Genomic DNA, 17,339 nt, shown 5'->3' with positions numbered 1-17,339 from the left:
GGGGCGGCCCCCCGGGGGGGGGGGGGGGGCCCCCGGCTCCCGCTCTGACCGCCCGCGCGCCGCGCGGCCGGTCAGCGGCAGTGCGCCACGAACCCCGCCACCGGATGCCGACTACCGTGTCCGGGAAGCCCGGTGGGCGGCGATCAGGTCCCGGTACCAGGCGTAGGAGGCCCTCGGCGTCCGCTCCTGCGTCGCGAAGTCGACGTGGACGAGGCCGAAGCGCTGGTGGTAGCCCTCAGCCCGTCGAACAGGCTGTCATTATAGCGAGGCCGCTACCGTGAGTCACCAGTTCTCCTCAAACTCCCTATCAGACACCGGAGTTAAAAAGGTTCGGTCAACCCATCCGCCTCACAGATCGCTCCCGATGGGCGGCGATCAGATCCCGGTACCAGGCGTACGAGGCCCTTGGCGTGCGGCGCTGCGTCTCGAAGTCGACGTGAACTAGGCCGAATCTCTGACCAAACCCCTCGGGCTGTCGAACGCCCTGGCATCGTGTTCGCCCGCCGGCCTCAGACCGCACGGGCCGAACTCCCGCTGCGCAGAGCTCCGCGGAGCGCCGGACCCACCGACGGGATCGGGGCGGGCATCCACCCGACTGTCGGCTCCGGCGCATCGTCTTCCCTGCGCGTCACCCCGGCCCGCGCGTTCACCCCGGCCGGGCGACCGGGCAGGAATCCGGCTGAACCCGCCTGCTGGACCGACCGAAGCTCAGATCCGTTCCGCACGGCCGGCGGGGGCCGGGCCGAGGACCACGACGGTATCTCCCGTCTGCGGAGAGGGGATGTCGTGTTCGGTGACCGGAACCAGGCGGCCGTCGGTGCGCACCACAAACAGGGCGTCGTGCCCTGGCGGCGTCGCGCCGTTCACCGGTTGCGCCACGACGTCGGCCCCGGCGCCGTACCGGCGCATCAGCCGAGGCCTGGTGAGCCCGGCACCGAACAGGATGTCACCGCCCAGGAACGGGGCGACGACGCCGTGGCTGGCGGCCGGAGGCCCGATCCGGTAGACCGGTCCGTCCACGCTCCCCCGCAGGACCACCGACGCCAGTGCGTTGAAGTCGTCCTCGGCCGTGAGGAGCAGTACCACGGTGATGCCCTCCAGCTCGGCGCCTTCCCCGGTGGCTGCCGCCAGCAGTTCTCCGGGTGCCAGCTCGAGTCCGGCTTGTTCGATGCGCTCACGCTGTTCTTCGAGACCGGCCCACAGCAGCACCTGAAGACCAGCGGCCTTCAGGGCCAGGCCCAGGTCGACCACCCAGGGCTCACCGCCCACCAGCAGCGGCCGGGAACGGCCCGAGCGCACGACCCCCAGGCGTCGGGCGACGAGCGTCGCGGTCAGCCCGTAGAGCGTCACCGTGGCGACGATGACCACGAAGGTGGCCGGGAGGATCTTCGAGGCGCCGACGATCCCCTTGCCGACCAGGCCGGCCGAGAAGGTCGAGGCGGTCGATGCCGCGATGATGCCGCGCGGCGCCATCCAGCCGAGGAAGGCGCGCTCCCTACGGGGAATGTCGGTGCCGAACGTGGACACCAGGGCCACCAGCGGCCTGGCGACGACGACCAGGACGGCCGACAGTCCCAGCGCGGGGAGCAGTACGTGCCGCAGCGACTGCGGTGTCACGGTGGCCGAGATGGAGACGAAGAGCACCCCGAGGATCAGGGTGACCAGTGTCTCGAAGAACGGCCGACGCGCTGGGAAGTCGAAGCGTCGCAGGTTGGTGACAGCCAGGCCCATCACGACCGCGGCGATCAGCCCGGTGTCTTCGCGGAGCACGTCGCAGACCGCCGCCACGCCGATCACCACGGCGAGCTGCGCGGTGGTCCCGAGCACCTCGCCCAGTCGCAGTCCCTGCACCAGCGCCCACAGCAGGACCGCTCCGACGGCCCCGCCGGCCAGGCCGACGCCCACACTCTCCAGGAAGTGTGCCGCCCCGCTCCCGAACCGACCCCTGGTACTGGCGTCGACCGCGTGGAAGACGAGCGCGCCCAGGATCGCACCCACCGGATCGATCAGCGAGCCCTCCCAGACCAGGAGGTGCCGCAGCCGGTCCGTCGGGCGGACGAAGCTGAGCAGTGGTCCCACGACAGTCGGCCCCGAGACCACCAGGATGGCCCCGAGCATCACGGCCGCTCCGTAGTCCAGGCCGAGCAGCGGTTTCGACACGAGCGTGCCGATCGCCCAGGTGAGAAGCACGCCGATCCAGATCAGCCGGATGACGACGCGGCGCATGTGCCCCTTCAACTTCGCCAGGTCGAGCCCGAGACCGGCGTCGTAGAGGATCACCGCCACGGCGAGCGACACCAGAGGCGAGAAGGCTGCGCCGAGCAGTCGCTGGGGATCGACGTCGCTGGTCAGCCCACCCGCGGTGAAGCCGACGGGCAGCAGGACGATCAGGGCGGGGATGCGCAGTCGGCTCGCCAGGATCTGCGAGCCGACGGCGAGCACCAGGATCAGGGCCGTCCCGATGAGGATCTGGCCCGTCGTCATGTCACCGCTCCGGCAGTTCCGTTCACCGGACGAGCTGGTAGCGGATCTTGCCGGCCGGCCAGCGGCCCGGCAGCGGTGACAGAGTGACGATCGCCTGGTCCTCGTGTACCGCCGACCGGGTGCGCAGTAGCGCGAGTCCGGCTCCCGCCGGAGCGGACGCGAACGCCGTCCGAAGCTCCGTCACGAGCGGGGCGGCGTGCCTCGGGTGGACAGGAGGACAGCTCCGAGTACCACGGCCAGGCGTGCGAGCCACGCGAGCAGGACGGAAGGACCGTTGCGTACGCCGTTCCGCGCCGGGAGGATCAGGATGCACGCGGCGATCGGCACCGGTTCCAGAGTGATCGCCAGGCCGATGAGGACGAGGCCGAGGACCCGTGGCCGCGGTCACTTCTCCCATGGCGAGATGCCCCATCTGACGGTGTGCCGCTCGTCCGGTCCGAGGGCGACGATTGACGCACCGCTGCGGAAGGCGTCCGGCGGACAGGACATCGGCTCAATGGCGACCGCGCGACGGCGCTCCCCCTCCGGCAGGGTGTCGCCGGTGTACACCTGCAGGTAGTCCGCCCCCTCGCCGAGCCAGACATCCGTACCGTGTTCCCCCGACGGGTGGGCCAGGCGTACCACGGCGCGACCACGGGCGTCCCGGTCGAGATCGCTGAACGGGGTGTCCAGGCGCTGGGCGCCGATCGCCCTCGGCGTGCGGAAGTCGTACGGGGTGCCCGCGACCGGTTCGGCGGCCACGGGCAGGCCCAGGTCATCGGTACGGACCCGACTCCGCGCCGGAACGGTCAGCACCGCGTCGTCGACCGTGGCCGTGCCGACGGTGAGGTAGGGATGCTGGCCCACGCCGTACGGTGCGACGCTCGCGCCCTGGTTCAGCGCGGTCACGGCCACCTCCAAGCCCTCGTCGCCGAGGACGTACTCGGCTCGGACCCGCAGGTGGAAGGGATAGCCCGGCTGCGGCCACAGCGTGACTTCCAGCACCGCTCGGCTGTCCGCCTCCTCCAGCACCTGCCACGAGGTCCAGCGGAGCAGACCGTGGATCGCGTTGCCGTTCACCGGCTCGGTCAGCGGCAGTTGCAGGTCCTGCCCGTGCCATCGGTAGCGGCCGCCCCCGACCCGGTTCGGCCACGGCACCAGGAGCTGGCCGCGTCCTCCCGTGATCCGGTCGTCGGCAGCGAAGCCGTCGAGCACCGGACGTCCGCCGATCGCGTAGTGCCGAAGGGCGCCGCCCAGTTCGACGACGACCACGGACTGGCCCCCATGACGCAGCGTCAGCTGCCGTCCGGTCCGGCTCTCGCGCACGCGGCCTCCTCGCACTGCCTGAGGGTGGGCACAACCCACGAACCCGGGCGCCGTGGCGGCCCGACGAGTGCAGGCCCCTCGATCGGCAGGGTGCGGGCGCGCAGGGTCCGAATCAAGCGAGACACGATCCCACCTCCGGAAGAGCTCGGTGGGTTCGCTCTTTGAGACGATTCCCGGCGCGGTGGGCGTCCTCGTCAGCCGTCCGGTGAAGCTCCGAGCCCGTCGGCGCCGAGCAGCTCCAGCGCCCGGGCAACGGTCTGCTCCGGGGAACCCGCGAGCGGCACCACGTACGGGTGCTCGTCCGCCGCCGGCTCCTCGAAGTCGTCGAACTGACTCGACAGCAGCTCGGCCGGGAAGAAGTGGCCCCGCCGCGCAGCCAGCCGCGACGCGATGAGATCCCGGCTCCCCCGCAGGTACAGCAGCCGAACCTCCGGCCGTCCGTCCCGCAGATGGTCCCGGTACGATCGCTTCAGCGCCGAGCCGGCCACTACGGCCGACGCGCCGCTTGCGATCTGTTCGTCCATCCACCGTGCGATCCGGGCGAGCCAAGGCCACCGGTCCGCATCGGTGAGCGGATGACCGGCGGCCATCTTGGCCCGGTCCTGTGGCCTGTGGAGGTCGTCCGCGTCCAGGAAGGACAGCCCGAGCCGTTCGGCCAGCATGGCCCCCACCGTGCTCTTGCCTGACCCGGAAACGCCCAGAACCACGAGGATCGTCGTCCGGCGCGTTGGTTCCGCGCGCTTCGTTGCCATGCCACGATCCTCGGACCACGAGCGGGCTGTCGCCTCCCGCAGTGCCGCCGCGGGTGTCAGCGGCTGTTTCGAAGGCTGATCCGCCGCCAGATCGCTCGTTGGAACCTGAGCGTGAGGACGCCCACCGCGATCAGCACGACGATGTTGAGCAGAAGCTGCAGCAGTGAGCCCCGCGCCTCGCTCCAGCTCGCGAAGGCACAGGACACGCCGATGTCAGCGGCCGCCGGGACCGTGGTGACCGAGATGAACACGCCGAGCAGGGCACTCGTCCTGGCCTGGGTCAGCGACATGATCCCGACCATGCCGGCGAGCACTGCGACGGCCAAGGAGAAGAAGTTCGGCGTGTTGATCAGGCCGGAGACCGGCCTGACGCCCAGCGTGAACGCCGTCGGCTGAATTCCCAGGCCCCGGACCAGCAACGAGAACAGGAGCGTGAAGACCACGGCCAGCGAGAAGCCGACGAGCAGCGCAAACAGCCCTTGCCGGATCCGCGGCCCGTTCCTCCGGTCGATGCCCAGCGCCACGCTGGTGATGGCGCCGTACTCGGGTCCCACGACCATTGCCGCGACGATCAGGATCTGGGAGTTGGTGATGATTCCCACCGAGCCGATGAGTCCAGCGATGATCAGATAGACGTAGAAGCTCGGCAGGTAGGTCCCCTCGGCCCGGATACGCGCCTCGACCGCCTCCCACACCGGTGCATGCGCGAGCGCCCCGAGCTGCTGTGTCTCCGCCTCCTCCGCGAGTCCGGAGAACGCCATGTCGACCGACTCGATCACGACCGAGCCACGCCGGTCGACCTCCAGCTCACGGAGGTTGCGCAGGACCTCGTTCGCCGCACCTGCCAGCAGGTCGCACTCGATGGCGTCGCCGTCCGGGTGACGTGCCGTACCCGCGAGCACGACCAGGTTGAAGACGTAGCGGTCGCCGGTCAGCATGGCGACCGTCTCGTCGGTGACGTCCGGCGGAGTCACCAGCCGGAGATGGACCATCTCCATGTAGCCCCTCCACAGCCGGGGACGTGCAGTGGCGGCGCGTGCGTACCGCCCGAGGCCAGTAGCGCCGGGGGGACGATCGTCGGCAAGTCGAGCGGCTCGGCTGGTACCGCTTCCGGGCGGTCTGGGCCGCGGCGCGTCCCGGTCCCGCCTGCCGACGCCAGGCAGGCGCGTGACTGCTCCATCTGGAGTACCAGGCGGGCAGGCGCGTCCTTCCTGGTCACAGCGGACTCCGGGAGTCATCGGCACCTGACGTGGAGCGCGTGCGCGCGGCTGGTCGGATAGTGGAACGCAGGGGATCCTCCCGAGATTGCGGAGACACCATGGACCGCTACCCGCCTATCGCCGACCACGGCCTGGTGGGAGACCTGCAGACCGCCGCACTGGTCTCGTCCCAAGGGGTCGTCGACTGGTTCGCAGCTCCTCGCTTCGACTCACCCAGCATCTTCGCCGCCCTGCTCGACCACGACCGGGGCGGCTACTTCCTCTTCGCCCCGGAAGAAGCGGAGGTCACGTACAAGCAGCTCTACTACCCCGACACGGCCGTCCTGGTGACCCGGTTCATGTCCCCCGACGGGGTCGGCGAGGTCATCGACTGCATGCCGCCCGACCGGACGGGCAAGCCCACCGACCGGCACACGCTGATCCGCGTCGTGCGCGCGGTGCGGGGCACCGTGCGGTTCGTCCTGGACTGCCGACCGCGGTTCGACTACGGCCGCGCCACTCACGAACTCGATCTCCAGGGCGAGACCGCGGTGTTCCGCTCCCCGGAACTTGCCGGATACCTGCAGAGCACCTTCCCCGTGGAACGCAACGGGGACGACGTGCGCGGAGAAGTCACGCTGAAAGCCGGGCAGTTGGAGGGTGCCGCCTTCACCGTCTGTGCCCCGGACGGGCCCCCGCCCGCGCCGATCACCCTGGAGCAGCTCAACGACCAGCTCTTCGACATCGGCAACTTCTGGCAGGACTGGCTGCGCACCTCCACCTACCGCGGCCGATGGCCGAACATGGTGAACCGCTCCGCCATCACGCTCAAACTGCTCACCTACCACCCCACGGGCGCCCCGGTCGCCGCCGCGACCATGGGCCTTCCCGAGCAGGTCGGCGGCGAGCGCAACTGGGACTACCGCTACACCTGGGTCCGTGACGGCTCACTGTCCGTCCGAGCACTGCTCGACCTCGGATTCGTCGAGGAGGCAACCCGGTTCACCCACTGGCTGCGCGATCGCCTGGCCGAACGAGCGAACTCCGACGGCGAGCGTCTGCAGATCATGTACCGGGTCGACGGCGATCCCGACATCCCCGAAGTGATCCTCGACCACTTCGAGGGCTACCGCGGCTCGGCCCCGGTCCGGGCCGGCAACGCCGCCATGGACCAGCTGCAGCTCGACATCTACGGCGAGGCGCTCTACGCCCTGGCCGAGGGCGGCACGGTGGGCCAACAGACGGGCTATCACGGGTGGAAGGCGCTCGCCGCCGCCCTGGACTGGCTCGCCGACTCCTGGGACCGCCCCGACGAGGGCATCTGGGAGACCCGTGGCGGACGCAAGGACTTCACCTACAGCCGGGTGATGTGCTGGGCCGCGTTCGACGCCGGGCTGCGCCTGGCCACCGAGTTCAGCAGGCCCGCCGACCTCGCGCGCTGGACCACCGCCCGCGACACCATCCTCGAACAGGTGATGACCCGCGGGTGGAGCGACAAGGAGCAGGCTCTCGTCCAGCACTACGACGGGGACGTCCTGGACGCGTCCTTGCTGCTCATCCCCCGGGTCCGCTTCCTCGCTCCCAAGGGCCAGGGCTGGCTGTCCACGCTGGACGCCATCGACCGCAAACTCGTCTCCGACAGCCTCGTCTACCGCTACGACCCGGCCGCCTCACCCGACGGTCTGCGAGGCTCCGAGGGCACGTTCAGCCTCTGCACCTTCCTCTACGTCGATGCGATGGCCCGGGCCGGCCGGACCGAGCAGGGGCGCTACGCCTTCGAGAAGATGCAGACCTACGCCAACCACGTCGGACTCTTCGCCGAGGAGATCGGGCCGAGCGGGGAGCAACTGGGCAACTTCCCCCAGGCGTTCACCCACCTCTCGCTGATCATGGCCGCCACCACCCTCGACGAAGCACTCGACCGCGAACAGACCCGCTGAGCATCCATGGCGACACACACAGGATCCGCCGGCCCACCACCGCTGAGTTCGGCCGAGTTCCACGCGCTCTACCGGCGCGTGCGACGCGAGGCCGTGCAGGGCACCGCCGACCGCGGCGCACTGGAAGCCGTCACACCGACGCAGGTGCTGGCAGCCGCCGGTGAGGTCCGATCAGGTCGCACCGTCTCGCTCGCCGCCGTCATGGAAACCCGGGCGCGCCCCGGCAACCCCGAGCCGTGCGAGCACCAGATGACCGGCGTCGTCGACGGAGACATCGAGGCGGACGGTCTGCAGTTCGCGACGGACCGCTTCGCCATGAACGTGCACGGCGACGCCGACAGCCACATCGACGCCCTGTGCCACGTCGTCTACGACGGCACACTGCACAACGACGTGGCCGCGAGCAGCCTGACCGTGACCGGGGCGACGAAGCTGTCCATCGACGTGGCGCGGGACGGAATCGTCGGCCGCGGCGTGCTGCTCGACATCCCCCGTCTGCGCGGCGTGCCGTGGCTCGAACCCGGCGACCACGTGACCGGAGAGGAACTGGCCGCCGCCGAGGCCGCGCAGCATCTGCGGGTCGCTCGGGGGGACCTGCTCTTCGTGCGTGTCGGCCATCGTCGCCGGCACCGCGAACTCGGGCCGTGGAACGCGACCGAGGCTCGCGCCGGGCTCCACCCCACCGCGATGGAGTTCCTGGCGGACCGGCAGGTCGCGGTGCTCGGCAGCGACGGCAACAACGACACCGCTCCCAGCACCACGGAGGGTGTGGCCTTCCCGGTGCACGTTCTCGGCATTCACGCCATGGGACTGCACCTGCTGGACTACCTGCAGTTCGAGGATCTGGTACCGATCTGCGAGGAGCAGGACCGCTGGTCGTTCCTCTGCGTGATCGCCCCGCTCCGGCTTCCCGGCGCCACCGGATCACCCGTCAATCCCGTCGCGATCCTGTGACGTGCGAACACTTCGAGAACGGGAGCCCATCGTGGCCGACACCCAGCACTACGACGTCATCATCATCGGCACCGGCGCGGGTGGCGGCACGCTCGCCCACCGGCTGGCGCCCTCCGGCAAGCGGGTGCTGATCCTGGAGCGCGGGGACTACCTGCCTCGCGAGATCGACAACTGGAACTCCACCAAGGTGTTCGTGCAGGGCAAGTACCTGGCGCAGGAGACCTGGTACGACCGGCACGGCCACGAGTTCACCCCGGAGGTCAACTACTACGTCGGTGGCAACACCAAGTTCTACGGCGCCGCGCTCTTCCGGCTGCGCCCCCAGGACTTCGGCGAACTGCACCACCACGACGGCATCTCGCCCGCCTGGCCCATCCGCTACGAGGACCTGGAGCCCTACTACACCCAGGCCGAGCACCTCTACCTGGTGCACGGCAAGCACGGCGAGGACCCCACAGAGGGTCCGGCCGGCGCGCCGTACGCCTACCCTCCGGTGGAGCACGAGCCGCGCATCCAGCAGCTCAGCGACGACCTGGAGAAGCAGGGGCTGCATCCCTTCCATCTGCCCATCGGCGTGAACCTCACGCAGAAGGAGAACGGGCGGGCGACCCATGACAGCGTCTGCATCCGCTGCAACCGGGTCGACGGCTTCCCCTGCCTGGTGAACGGCAAGGCCGATGCCCAGGTGATCTGCGTCGATCCAGCGCTGAAGCACGACAACGTCTCCATGATCACGGGCGCCGACGTGCGCCGCCTGGAGACCGATCCGACCGGACGCACCGTCACCGGCGTGGTCGTGGAACTCGCGGACGGCTCGGCGGCGGGGTTCAGCGCCGACATCGTGGTCGTCGCCTGCGGAGCAGTGAACTCCGCCGCCCTGCTCCTGCGTTCGGCCAACGACCGGCACCCGAACGGGCTGGCCAACAGCTCGGACGTGGTGGGACGCCACTACATGCGGCACAACAACCTGGCCCTGATGGCGGTCTCGAAGGAACCCAACCCCACCCAGTTCCAGAAGACCCTGGCGCTCAACGACTGGTACCTCGGCTCGGACGACTTCGACTACCCGCTCGGCGGGATCCAGATGCTCGGCAAGTCGGACGCCGAGCAGATCCACGGTGAGGCACCGCGGTGGGCCGGCAAGTTCGCGCCGGACATGCCGTTCGAGGTGCTCGCGCACCACGCGGTCGACTTCTGGCTGTGCGGTGAGGACCTGCCGCTGCCCGACAGCCGCGTCACCCTCGACGGCGACGGGAACATCCACCTGTCGATCGACGAGAAGAACAACACGACCGGGCTGAAGAAGCTGCGGCACAAGCTGCAGGGCATGCTAGGGCAGCTGGGTATGCACGAGCACCGCCTGCTCGACCACAGCATCTACCTGCACAAGGGAATGCCGATCGGGGCCACCGCCCACCAGGCCGGCACCGTGAGGTTCGGCGACGACCCGAAGAGCTCGGCCCTGGACGTCAACTGCAAAGCCCACGACCTGGACAACCTCTACGTCGTCGACACCTCCTTCTTCCCGAGCATCGGCGCGGTGAACCCGTCGCTGACCGCCATCGCCAACGCCCTGCGGGTCGGCGACCACCTGATCGACCGGCTGCGCTGAACGCCCTCCGGTCCGCACCGGACAACGGCCGGACCGGAGGGGTTCCCGGTCGGGCTAGAGGTTGTCACCCGGCGCCCGAGCCCCTCGCGTATCGGAGTCGGTGAGGGGCTCCAGGTCGCCGAGCGTGTCGAGACGGTAGAGCAGGACGAGGGCCGGCCCGACCACCACGACCGCGATCACCGTGACGATCGCCAACCAGCGCAACGTGTGGGCGGCTCCCGCGGCCTGTGCCACCGTCAACGAGGTGGGCAGCAGGTACGGGCGCTGGGCGAGGCCCCAGGCGGCCACGGTCAGGGCGACGCCGGCCACCGAGGTGTAGCGGCACCAGCGGTACTCCCGCCGAGCGAGCAGCAGTGCGGTGAGGGCGGCGGCCAGGGCGGCGAGGATCACGAGCGCCAACCCGGCTCCATGGGTGAGGCCGTGCCAGACGTACTCGGCGTCGTGATGGGTGACGAGGATGCCGATGACCGCCAGCACCACGATGGCTCCGAGGCTGCAGAGCGCTCGGAGCCGGAAGTACCGGACCAGGTCGTCGGCTCCGAAGCGGCGCGCGTCCGCGGTGAGGAAGACGGCGCCGAGGTACGCGGTGGCCGCGACGGTGAGCAGCCCGGTGACGATGGAGGTGGGATTGGCCCAGGCGTCGGAGGAGGCCGTGGTCCCGGGCGCGACCCGGCCGGAGGCGATGCCGCCGATGACCACGCCGAAGAAGAAGGGGGTGAGCAGTGAGGAGACCGCGAAGACCGCGCCGTAGATCCGCCGTCCGGCCAGGCGCCGGGTCGGCTTGCGCAGGGCGAAGCCTGCGCCGCGCAGGACCAGGCCGATGGCGGCCAGGGCCAGCGGCAGCCACATGGCGCCGAACACGGCTTGGAACATCGTGGGGAAGCCGGTCCACATGATGATGAAGACGAAGATCAGCCAGACGTTGTTGGCCTCCCAGACGGGTGCCATGGCATGGTCGATCAGCCAGCGGGGGCGCTCGCCGCGCTCGGCTCCCCCGGCCAGCAGGTCCCAGAACCCGGCGCCGTAGTCGGTGCCCCCGGCGCAGGCGTAGGCGGCGACTGCCAGCACCAGGACCCAGGAAATCGCGTCGGCCATCATGACGCACCACCAGGTGAACGCGGCGTACCGGGATCCGGCGCGGCTCCGGTGGCTGCTGTGGTCGTTTCCCTCGGGCCGTACGGAGTGCCGGCCTCCGGACCGAGCGCGCCGGCCTGCCCGGCCGGGCTCTCGTCGGCGATCCGCCAGCGGGTGCGCATCTTCAGCAGCACGGCGAGGAAGGCGCCGAAAATGAGCACATACACGGCCGCCACGATGCCGAACATCGTCCACAGTGAACTCACGCGGGTGGCGGTGACCGCTTCGGAGACCCGCATGTTGAAGTAGACGATCCAGGGTTGGCGGCCGACCTCGGTGGTGATCCAGCCGCACTCCACGGTCAGCAGACTGGCGGCCCCGGCGACGGCGGCGCAGCGGAAGAACCACCGGGACCGGGGGAGATCACGGCGGCGCCACCAGCACCACGCGTACCAGAGGGCGAGCAGGATCAGCAGGCTGCCGATGGTCGCCATGATGTCGAAGGCCCAGTGGACGATGGTCGCCTGGGTGGCGGTGGGGCGGTCGTCGGCGGCCACCGAGGTCAGGCCGGTGACCTGGGTGCTGGGCCTGAATCCGGCCAGGATGGAGTCGAGCTGGGGGATCTTGATGCCGCCGGAGATCGTTCCGTCCTCGTTGAGGCGCCCGAACAGGTACTCCGGCACGTGGGTGTCGGTGTTCCAGACGATCTCGGCGGCGGCGAACTTGACCGGCTGTTTGTGGAAGACCTGCCGGGCGAGATTGTCGCCCAGGAAGAACTGGACCGGGGTGAGGATCGCGGCGACGGTGAACGGCACGGTGAAGCCGAGCTTGTGGTACCGGTCGCGGCGCCCGCGCAGCCAGCCGACCGCGTAGACCCCGGCGACCACGTAGCCGGCGGTCAGGAACATCGCCACCGCGAAGTGCCAGTACTCCGGGCCGAAGATCGGTGTGAAGATCGCCTGCCGCACGGTGACGTCGACCGGGTTGCCCTGGGCGTCGAGGGTGAAGCCCTGCGGGGTGTTCATCCAGGAGTTCGCCGCGATGATGCCGAAGGCTCCCAGCAGCGCGGCCAGCGGCAGCGGCGCGCCGAGCCAGAAGTGCGTCCAGGGCCTGAGCCTGCGCCAGCCGTACAGGTAGATCGCGATGAGGACGGCTTCAAGGAAGAACGCCCAGGCCTCGACGCCGAATCCGAGGCCGAACACGTCCCCCCAGCGGCCCATCATCCTCGGCCACAGCAGTCCGAACTCGAAGGAGAGGACCGTGCCGGTGACGATCCCGATGGCGAACTGCACGGCCATCACCGCCGACCAGCGCCGGGCCAGCTTCAGGGCCACGGCGTCGCCCTTGCGCAGCCCGCGATAGTGCATCAGGAGCGTGATGAAAGGCAGCGCGACACCGAACGGGACCAGGAGGATGTGGGAGCCCAGGGTGAAGGCCATCAGCTCGCGCGCGGGCAACGTCTGGGGTGGGGTGTTCGCGAGAAGAAGTGTGGTGCTGTGCATGTGTGCCTCGATGGCTCGATCCGTGTGGCGCTGGGTCAGTGAGCTGGCGGGGCCGGGTCGGTCGGAGCGCGGGTTCCGGCGGAGGTGAATGCGCGCTCGCGGCGGGACCCGGAGGCGAACACGATCAACCAGGTGAGCAGCGCTCCGAGCCTGCTGCGGAAGCCGGTGAGGAAGGCGATGTGGATGAACAACCAGGCCAGCCAGCCCGTGACCCCTGACACGTTCAGCCGTCCGACCTTGACGACCGCCCGGCCCCGGGAGATGTAGGCGGCGCTGCCGAGGTCCAGGTATCTGAAGGGTTTCGGCTGTTTGGTCCGGCCTTCCACGGCGTGGCGGATCGCGCGGCCCGTGTAGGCGCCCGACTGCATCGCGACCTCGGCCAGGCCCGGCAGCCTGTTCAGACTCATCAGGTCGCCCACCACGCGGATCTCCGGATGGCCGGCGATCGTGAGGTCGGGCTCGACGAGGATCCGGCCGGCCCGGTCCTGCTGGGCGTCGGTCGCCCGGGCCAGCACCCCGGCGAGCGGTGGCGCCTCCACGCCGGCCGTCCACAGCACGGTGCGCGCGTCGATCCGGGTGATCCGGCCGGCACGGTCACGCGCCGTCAGGCCGCGCTCGTCCACGCCGATGACCATCGCTCCCATGTGGAGCTCGACACCGAGACCCTTCAGCGTCCGGGCCGCGCGGCGGGCCAGGGTCGGCCCGAACGCGGCCAGCACGGAGTCGGCCCCCTCAAGGAGCAGCACCCGCGCCTGCCCGGGCTCGATCGTGCGGAACTGCCTTTCGAGCGTGTGGCCGGCGATCTCGCGGATCTGCCCGGCGAGTTCGACTCCGGTCGGCCCGGCCCCGACGAGCGCGAAGGTGAGCCACTCCTGCCGCTCCCGGGCGTCCGTGGCCGACTCGGCCATCTCGAACGCGCGAAAGAGCCGCCGGCGGATGTCCAGCGCGTCGTCCAGGGTCTTCATCCCCGGGGCGTGCTCGGCGAACTCGTCATGGCCGAAGTAGGACTGGCGCACACCCGCCGCCACGATCAGGTCGTCGTAGGGGAGGCTGATCACCGCACCGTCCGGCCGCCGCGCGTGAACCAGACGATCGTCCACGTCGACGTCCGTGGCCTCGGCCAGCAGGCAGCGGACGTTGTGGTGACGGCGCAGGACGGCGCGCAGCGGCTGGGCGATCTGCCCCTCGGAGAGGATTCCCGAGGCGCACTGGTACAGCAGCGGCTGGAAGAGGTGGTGGGCGCAGCGGTCGACGAGGGTCACGGCGACGGGTGACCGGCGCAGCGCCCGGGCGGCGAACAACCCGGCGAATCCCCCGCCGAGGATCACCACCCGACGGGGCGTGATGTGGTCCTCCATCGCGGTGTCAGCCGCCGGTGGCGAAGCCGGGGAAGAGCGTCATTCCGCCGTCCACGTAGAGCGTCGTGCCCACCACGTAGTCGAGCAGGTCGGAGGCCACTGCCACGACGGCGTTGGCGATGTCGTCGGGGTCACCGACGCGGCGGTAGGGGATCAGCCGAAGGAGGTCGGCCTCGGCCTCGGGGGTGTCCCAGGCGTCCCTGTTGATGGGGGTGCGGATGGCACCGGGGGCGACCGCGTTCACCCGGATCTTCCTGGGCGCCAGTTCTTGGGCGAGCGTCTGCATCATCATGCCGACGCCGCCCTTGGAGGAGGCGTAGTTCACGTGCCCCGACCAGGGGATGATCTGGTGGACCGAGCTCATGCAGATAATCTTTCCGGCGGCGCGGGACACCTCCGGAACGACGCCACGCCGCAGGAACTCCTTGGCCGCCTCCCGGGCGCAGAGGAACTGGCCGGTGAGGTTGACGTCGATGACCTTGTGCCACTGGGCCAGTGTCATCTCCGTGACGGGAGCGTCCCGCTGCAGGCCCGCGTTGGCGACCATGATGTCGATGGTGCCGAACTCGTCGACCATGCGCGAGACCATCTGGACGACCTGCTCCTCGTCGGACACGTCGGCCTCGTGCGCGTAGGCACGGACCCCGAAGGCCTCGATCTCCGCGACCACCTTCTCGGCCTCGTCCGCGCCGACGACGTAGTTGACGACGACGTCCGCGCCGGCCCGGCCGAGAGCAATCGCCGTCGCCTTGCCGATGCCGGAGTTGGCACCGGTCACCAGGGCCTTCTGCCCAGCCAGGAGCTGCGAGTGGATCACCCCGCGATTCTCACCGACACTGCCTGCCACGAGTTCTCCTTCGGATCTGTGGGCGGCCCGGCGGGCGGTGGCGGACTGCCCGCCCCCGGTGCCCGTGCTCTTCCAGGCTCCACACCTCTCGGCGAGACAAGCACCATCAGGCACGACAAGCCCGAAGCGCCGCGCAGTGCTCACCCGTCCGGTAGTGGGCGCCACGCAATCGGGCTAGAAAGCGCCGCACGATCCGGAGATGTCGGCTCGAATGACCCTTGACGGTCCCGACCTCGGCAAAGCGCGGAGGAATCGGACCTTCTGCTGTCAGCATCGACCGAGAGTCGGCACAGTAGGCAGTGCCGGGAAAGCGACTTGATGTCACCGGACGAGCCCACGGGCGATCCCTCGGCGGCGCCGCCCGCCGACCCATTCGGCCCCCTGCGGACCAAGGGCTACCTGGCGCTCCTGGTCATCTCGGCCGTCCTCGGCGTGCTCCTGTCGGCGGGCGCGTACGGCTTCCTCCAGGCGGTCGACCAGCTCCAGAAAGCGCTCTACACCGATCTCCCGAACGGACTGGGATTCCACGGGGCACCGCCCTGGTGGCCGCTTCCCCTGATGGGGCTGGCAGGACTTCTGGTGGCACTGACGGTCCAGTACCTGCCCGGCAACGGCGGCCACCAGCCGGCCGAGGGGCTCAAGACCACAGGCGCCGCTGCGGCCGCCGAACTGCCCGGGATCCTTCTCGCAGCGCTGGTGTCGCTCGGTTTCGGCGCGGTGATCGGGCCCGAGGCGCCCCTGATCGCGCTCGGCGGAGGCCTGGCCGTGTACATCGTCCGGCTGCTCAAGCCGGGCGTCGATGCCAGGACCCAGGCCGTGGTCGGCGCCGTGGGAAGCTTCGCGGCCATCAGCGCCCTGCTGGGCTCGCCCCTGCTCGGAGCGTTCCTGCTGATGGAGGCGTCAGGACTCGGCGGCCCGATGCTGGGGATCGTACTGCTGCCCGGCCTGCTGGCCTCCGGAGTCGGGTATCTCGTCTTCATCGGGCTCGGCGCCTGGACCGGGGTCGGGGCGGGCACGCTGACGATTCCCAGCCTTCCCGCAGTGAGCCACCCGAACATCGCCCAGTTCGGCTGGGCTCTCGCCATCGGGGTGGCGGCGGCGTTCGCCGGCACGGGAGTCCGGCGCCTCGCGCTCTTCCTCCAGCCGCGCGTCAACCACAGACGGTTGCTGCTCACGCCGGTGGCCGGCCTCGCCGTGGCAGGGCTAGCCATCGCGTACGCCGAGGGCGTGGGGAAGCCGCCATCCGACGTCCTGTTCTCGGGTCAGTCCGCGCTGCCCCAACTGCTGCTCCACACTACGAGTTACTCGGTGGGAGCACTGACACTGCTGCTCGTGTGCAAGTGGCTCGCCTACGGTGTGTCATTGGCGGCGTTCCGGGGAGGACCGATCTTCCCAGCGCTGTTCCTGGGTGCCACGGCGGGGATCGCGCTCTCCCACCTGCCCGGGCTGCCCGTCATCTCCGCCGCCGCCATGGGCATGGGCGCGATGTCGGTCGTCATGCTCAGGCTGCCGATGACCTCCGTCCTACTGGCGACCCTGCTGCTGGGGTCCGACGGCGTCACCGCCATGCCGCTGGTGATCGTGGCGGTCGTGGTCTGCCATGTCACGTCATCCAGGCTCGCCCGGCCGGAGACGTCACGACCGGCGTCCGGGACCCCGCACCCCGTCTGAGCCTCACGGCAGGACGGGTCCGCACCGGACCGGACCACGCGCGACCCACCAGTGCCCCACCTGCGCCAACCGGGCACCCTCCTTCACGGAGAACTCCCACTCCGGGAAATGACGTACGGAAAGTTCGGTCAGGTCAAACCAACCGTGTCTGATCGGGCCGCCGGCTGAACCACTGGCGGGGGCCGCCCGACCTGTCGAACACCCTGTCATCGCTCCCCGAGTGCGGTGCGCAGCCACGGGTTTGCCTTTCACGAAGCCCCGCCGAACCTGCTCGATCCTGACGAGTGCCACGACCGACCCGCAGCCCAACTGTCAACCGCGCCGCGCCCGGTGGGCGGCGATCAGGTCGCGGTACCAGACGTAGGAGGCCTTCGGGGTGCGCCGCTGCGTCTCGAAGTCGACGTGAACTAGGCCGAATCTCTGACCAAACCCCTCGGCCCATCGAACAGGCTGTCATCCTACTGGCCGCCCAATCCCAAGACCACAAGGCGGTCCGGCGTTCTGAGGCCGTGTCGCGAGTAGCCATTCAGGACCGAGAACCAACGGATAGCTGTCCATAGCAGGCGAGCGACTCCACAGCCTTGCCCGAAGAGCGCAGAGGGCGGTATGAGAGATTAAATTCGTTCTGTCGTCGCCTGAAC

The 17,339-nt window shown here is 69.9% G+C and carries 13 protein-coding genes and 3 pseudogenes; 4 read left to right on the top strand and 12 right to left on the bottom strand.

Translation table 11 applies throughout. From position 1 onward, the window contains the following. Window positions 1-111 precede the first annotated feature (111 nt). From ACWGJO_RS25875 to ACWGJO_RS25845, 7 genes and pseudogenes are all read right to left on the bottom strand, one after another. Window positions 112-240: pseudogene (locus ACWGJO_RS25875) on the bottom strand (family 1 glycosylhydrolase); the annotation flags it as partial. Between the two features lie 94 nt (window positions 241-334). Continuing rightward, a pseudogene (locus ACWGJO_RS25870) lies at window positions 335-469 on the bottom strand (family 1 glycosylhydrolase); the annotation flags it as partial. A gap of 239 nt (window positions 470-708) precedes the next feature. Continuing rightward, a complete protein-coding gene (locus ACWGJO_RS25865) occupies window positions 709-2,484 on the bottom strand; it encodes a cation:proton antiporter (RefSeq protein WP_452187268.1) in 1,776 nt (591 codons plus the stop codon). Window positions 2,485-2,506: 22 nt separating this feature from the next. Then, the gene (locus ACWGJO_RS25860; RefSeq protein WP_452187266.1) at window positions 2,507-2,668 is read right to left on the bottom strand and encodes a hypothetical protein; all 162 of its coding nucleotides are present in this window, start codon (window positions 2,666-2,668) and stop codon (window positions 2,507-2,509) included. Window positions 2,669-2,868: 200 nt separating this feature from the next. Further along, window positions 2,869-3,789: an aldose 1-epimerase family protein gene (locus tag ACWGJO_RS25855; protein WP_452187264.1), complete on the bottom strand. Its 921-nt coding sequence runs from the start codon at window positions 3,787-3,789 to the stop codon at window positions 2,869-2,871. A 194-nt stretch (window positions 3,790-3,983) separates the two neighbouring features. Then, complete coding sequence (locus ACWGJO_RS25850; protein WP_452187262.1) at window positions 3,984-4,541, bottom strand: gluconokinase; 558 nt, start codon at window positions 4,539-4,541, stop codon at window positions 3,984-3,986. A gap of 56 nt (window positions 4,542-4,597) precedes the next feature. Further along, complete coding sequence (locus ACWGJO_RS25845) at window positions 4,598-5,539, bottom strand: DUF389 domain-containing protein (RefSeq protein ID WP_452187260.1); 942 nt, start codon at window positions 5,537-5,539, stop codon at window positions 4,598-4,600. Window positions 5,540-5,859: 320 nt separating this feature from the next. Here ACWGJO_RS25845 and ACWGJO_RS25840 point away from each other — a divergent pair, with 320 nt between their 5' ends. Genes ACWGJO_RS25840 through ACWGJO_RS25830 form a run of 3 tightly spaced genes read left to right on the top strand, consistent with a single transcriptional unit; the run spans window position 5,860 to window position 10,246 of the window. After that, window positions 5,860-7,680, top strand: coding sequence for a glycoside hydrolase family 15 protein (locus tag ACWGJO_RS25840; RefSeq protein WP_452187258.1), 1,821 nt, complete (start codon window positions 5,860-5,862; stop codon window positions 7,678-7,680). A gap of 6 nt (window positions 7,681-7,686) precedes the next feature. Then, on the top strand, window positions 7,687-8,634 hold the full coding sequence (locus ACWGJO_RS25835) for a cyclase family protein (protein ID WP_452187256.1): 948 nt from the start codon (window positions 7,687-7,689) through the stop codon (window positions 8,632-8,634). 31 nt (window positions 8,635-8,665) lie between these two features. Continuing rightward, entirely contained in the window at window positions 8,666-10,246 is a 1,581-nt protein-coding gene (locus ACWGJO_RS25830) for a GMC oxidoreductase (protein WP_452187254.1), read from the top strand. Window positions 10,247-10,300: 54 nt separating this feature from the next. Here the strand turns inward: ACWGJO_RS25830 and ACWGJO_RS25825 are convergent, their stop codons facing one another. The 4 genes from ACWGJO_RS25825 to ACWGJO_RS25810 are packed head-to-tail and all read right to left on the bottom strand — an operon-like array spanning window position 10,301 to window position 15,027. Continuing rightward, window positions 10,301-11,344 carry a cytochrome d ubiquinol oxidase subunit II gene (locus ACWGJO_RS25825; RefSeq protein WP_452187253.1) on the bottom strand — a complete coding sequence of 348 codons (1,044 nt, stop codon included), beginning with the start codon at window positions 11,342-11,344 and terminating at the stop codon, window positions 10,301-10,303. After that, window positions 11,341-12,822, bottom strand: a complete 1,482-nt coding sequence (locus ACWGJO_RS25820) for a cytochrome ubiquinol oxidase subunit I (protein WP_452187251.1) — start codon at window positions 12,820-12,822, stop codon at window positions 11,341-11,343. Before ACWGJO_RS25820 ends, ACWGJO_RS25825 begins: the two co-directional genes overlap by 4 nt. A 35-nt stretch (window positions 12,823-12,857) precedes the next feature. Continuing rightward, window positions 12,858-14,180, bottom strand: a complete 1,323-nt coding sequence (locus tag ACWGJO_RS25815) for an NAD(P)/FAD-dependent oxidoreductase (protein ID WP_452187249.1) — start codon at window positions 14,178-14,180, stop codon at window positions 12,858-12,860. Between the two features lie 7 nt (window positions 14,181-14,187). Then, window positions 14,188-15,027, bottom strand: coding sequence for an SDR family oxidoreductase (locus tag ACWGJO_RS25810; RefSeq protein ID WP_452187247.1), 840 nt, complete (start codon window positions 15,025-15,027; stop codon window positions 14,188-14,190). Window positions 15,028-15,345: 318 nt separating this feature from the next. Between ACWGJO_RS25810 and ACWGJO_RS25805 the strand changes: the two genes are divergently transcribed. After that, a complete protein-coding gene (locus tag ACWGJO_RS25805) occupies window positions 15,346-16,698 on the top strand; it encodes a chloride channel protein (protein WP_452187245.1) in 1,353 nt (450 codons plus the stop codon). Between the two features lie 312 nt (window positions 16,699-17,010). Here the strand turns inward: ACWGJO_RS25805 and ACWGJO_RS25800 are convergent. After that, window positions 17,011-17,139, bottom strand: a pseudogene (locus ACWGJO_RS25800) (family 1 glycosylhydrolase); the annotation flags it as partial. Window positions 17,140-17,339: the final 200 nt, after the last annotated feature.

The organism is Kitasatospora sp. NPDC054795, from assembly GCF_053611565.1.
Note: the sequence above shows the minus strand (reverse complement) of the source record. Positions and strands in the feature narration are given on the sequence as shown.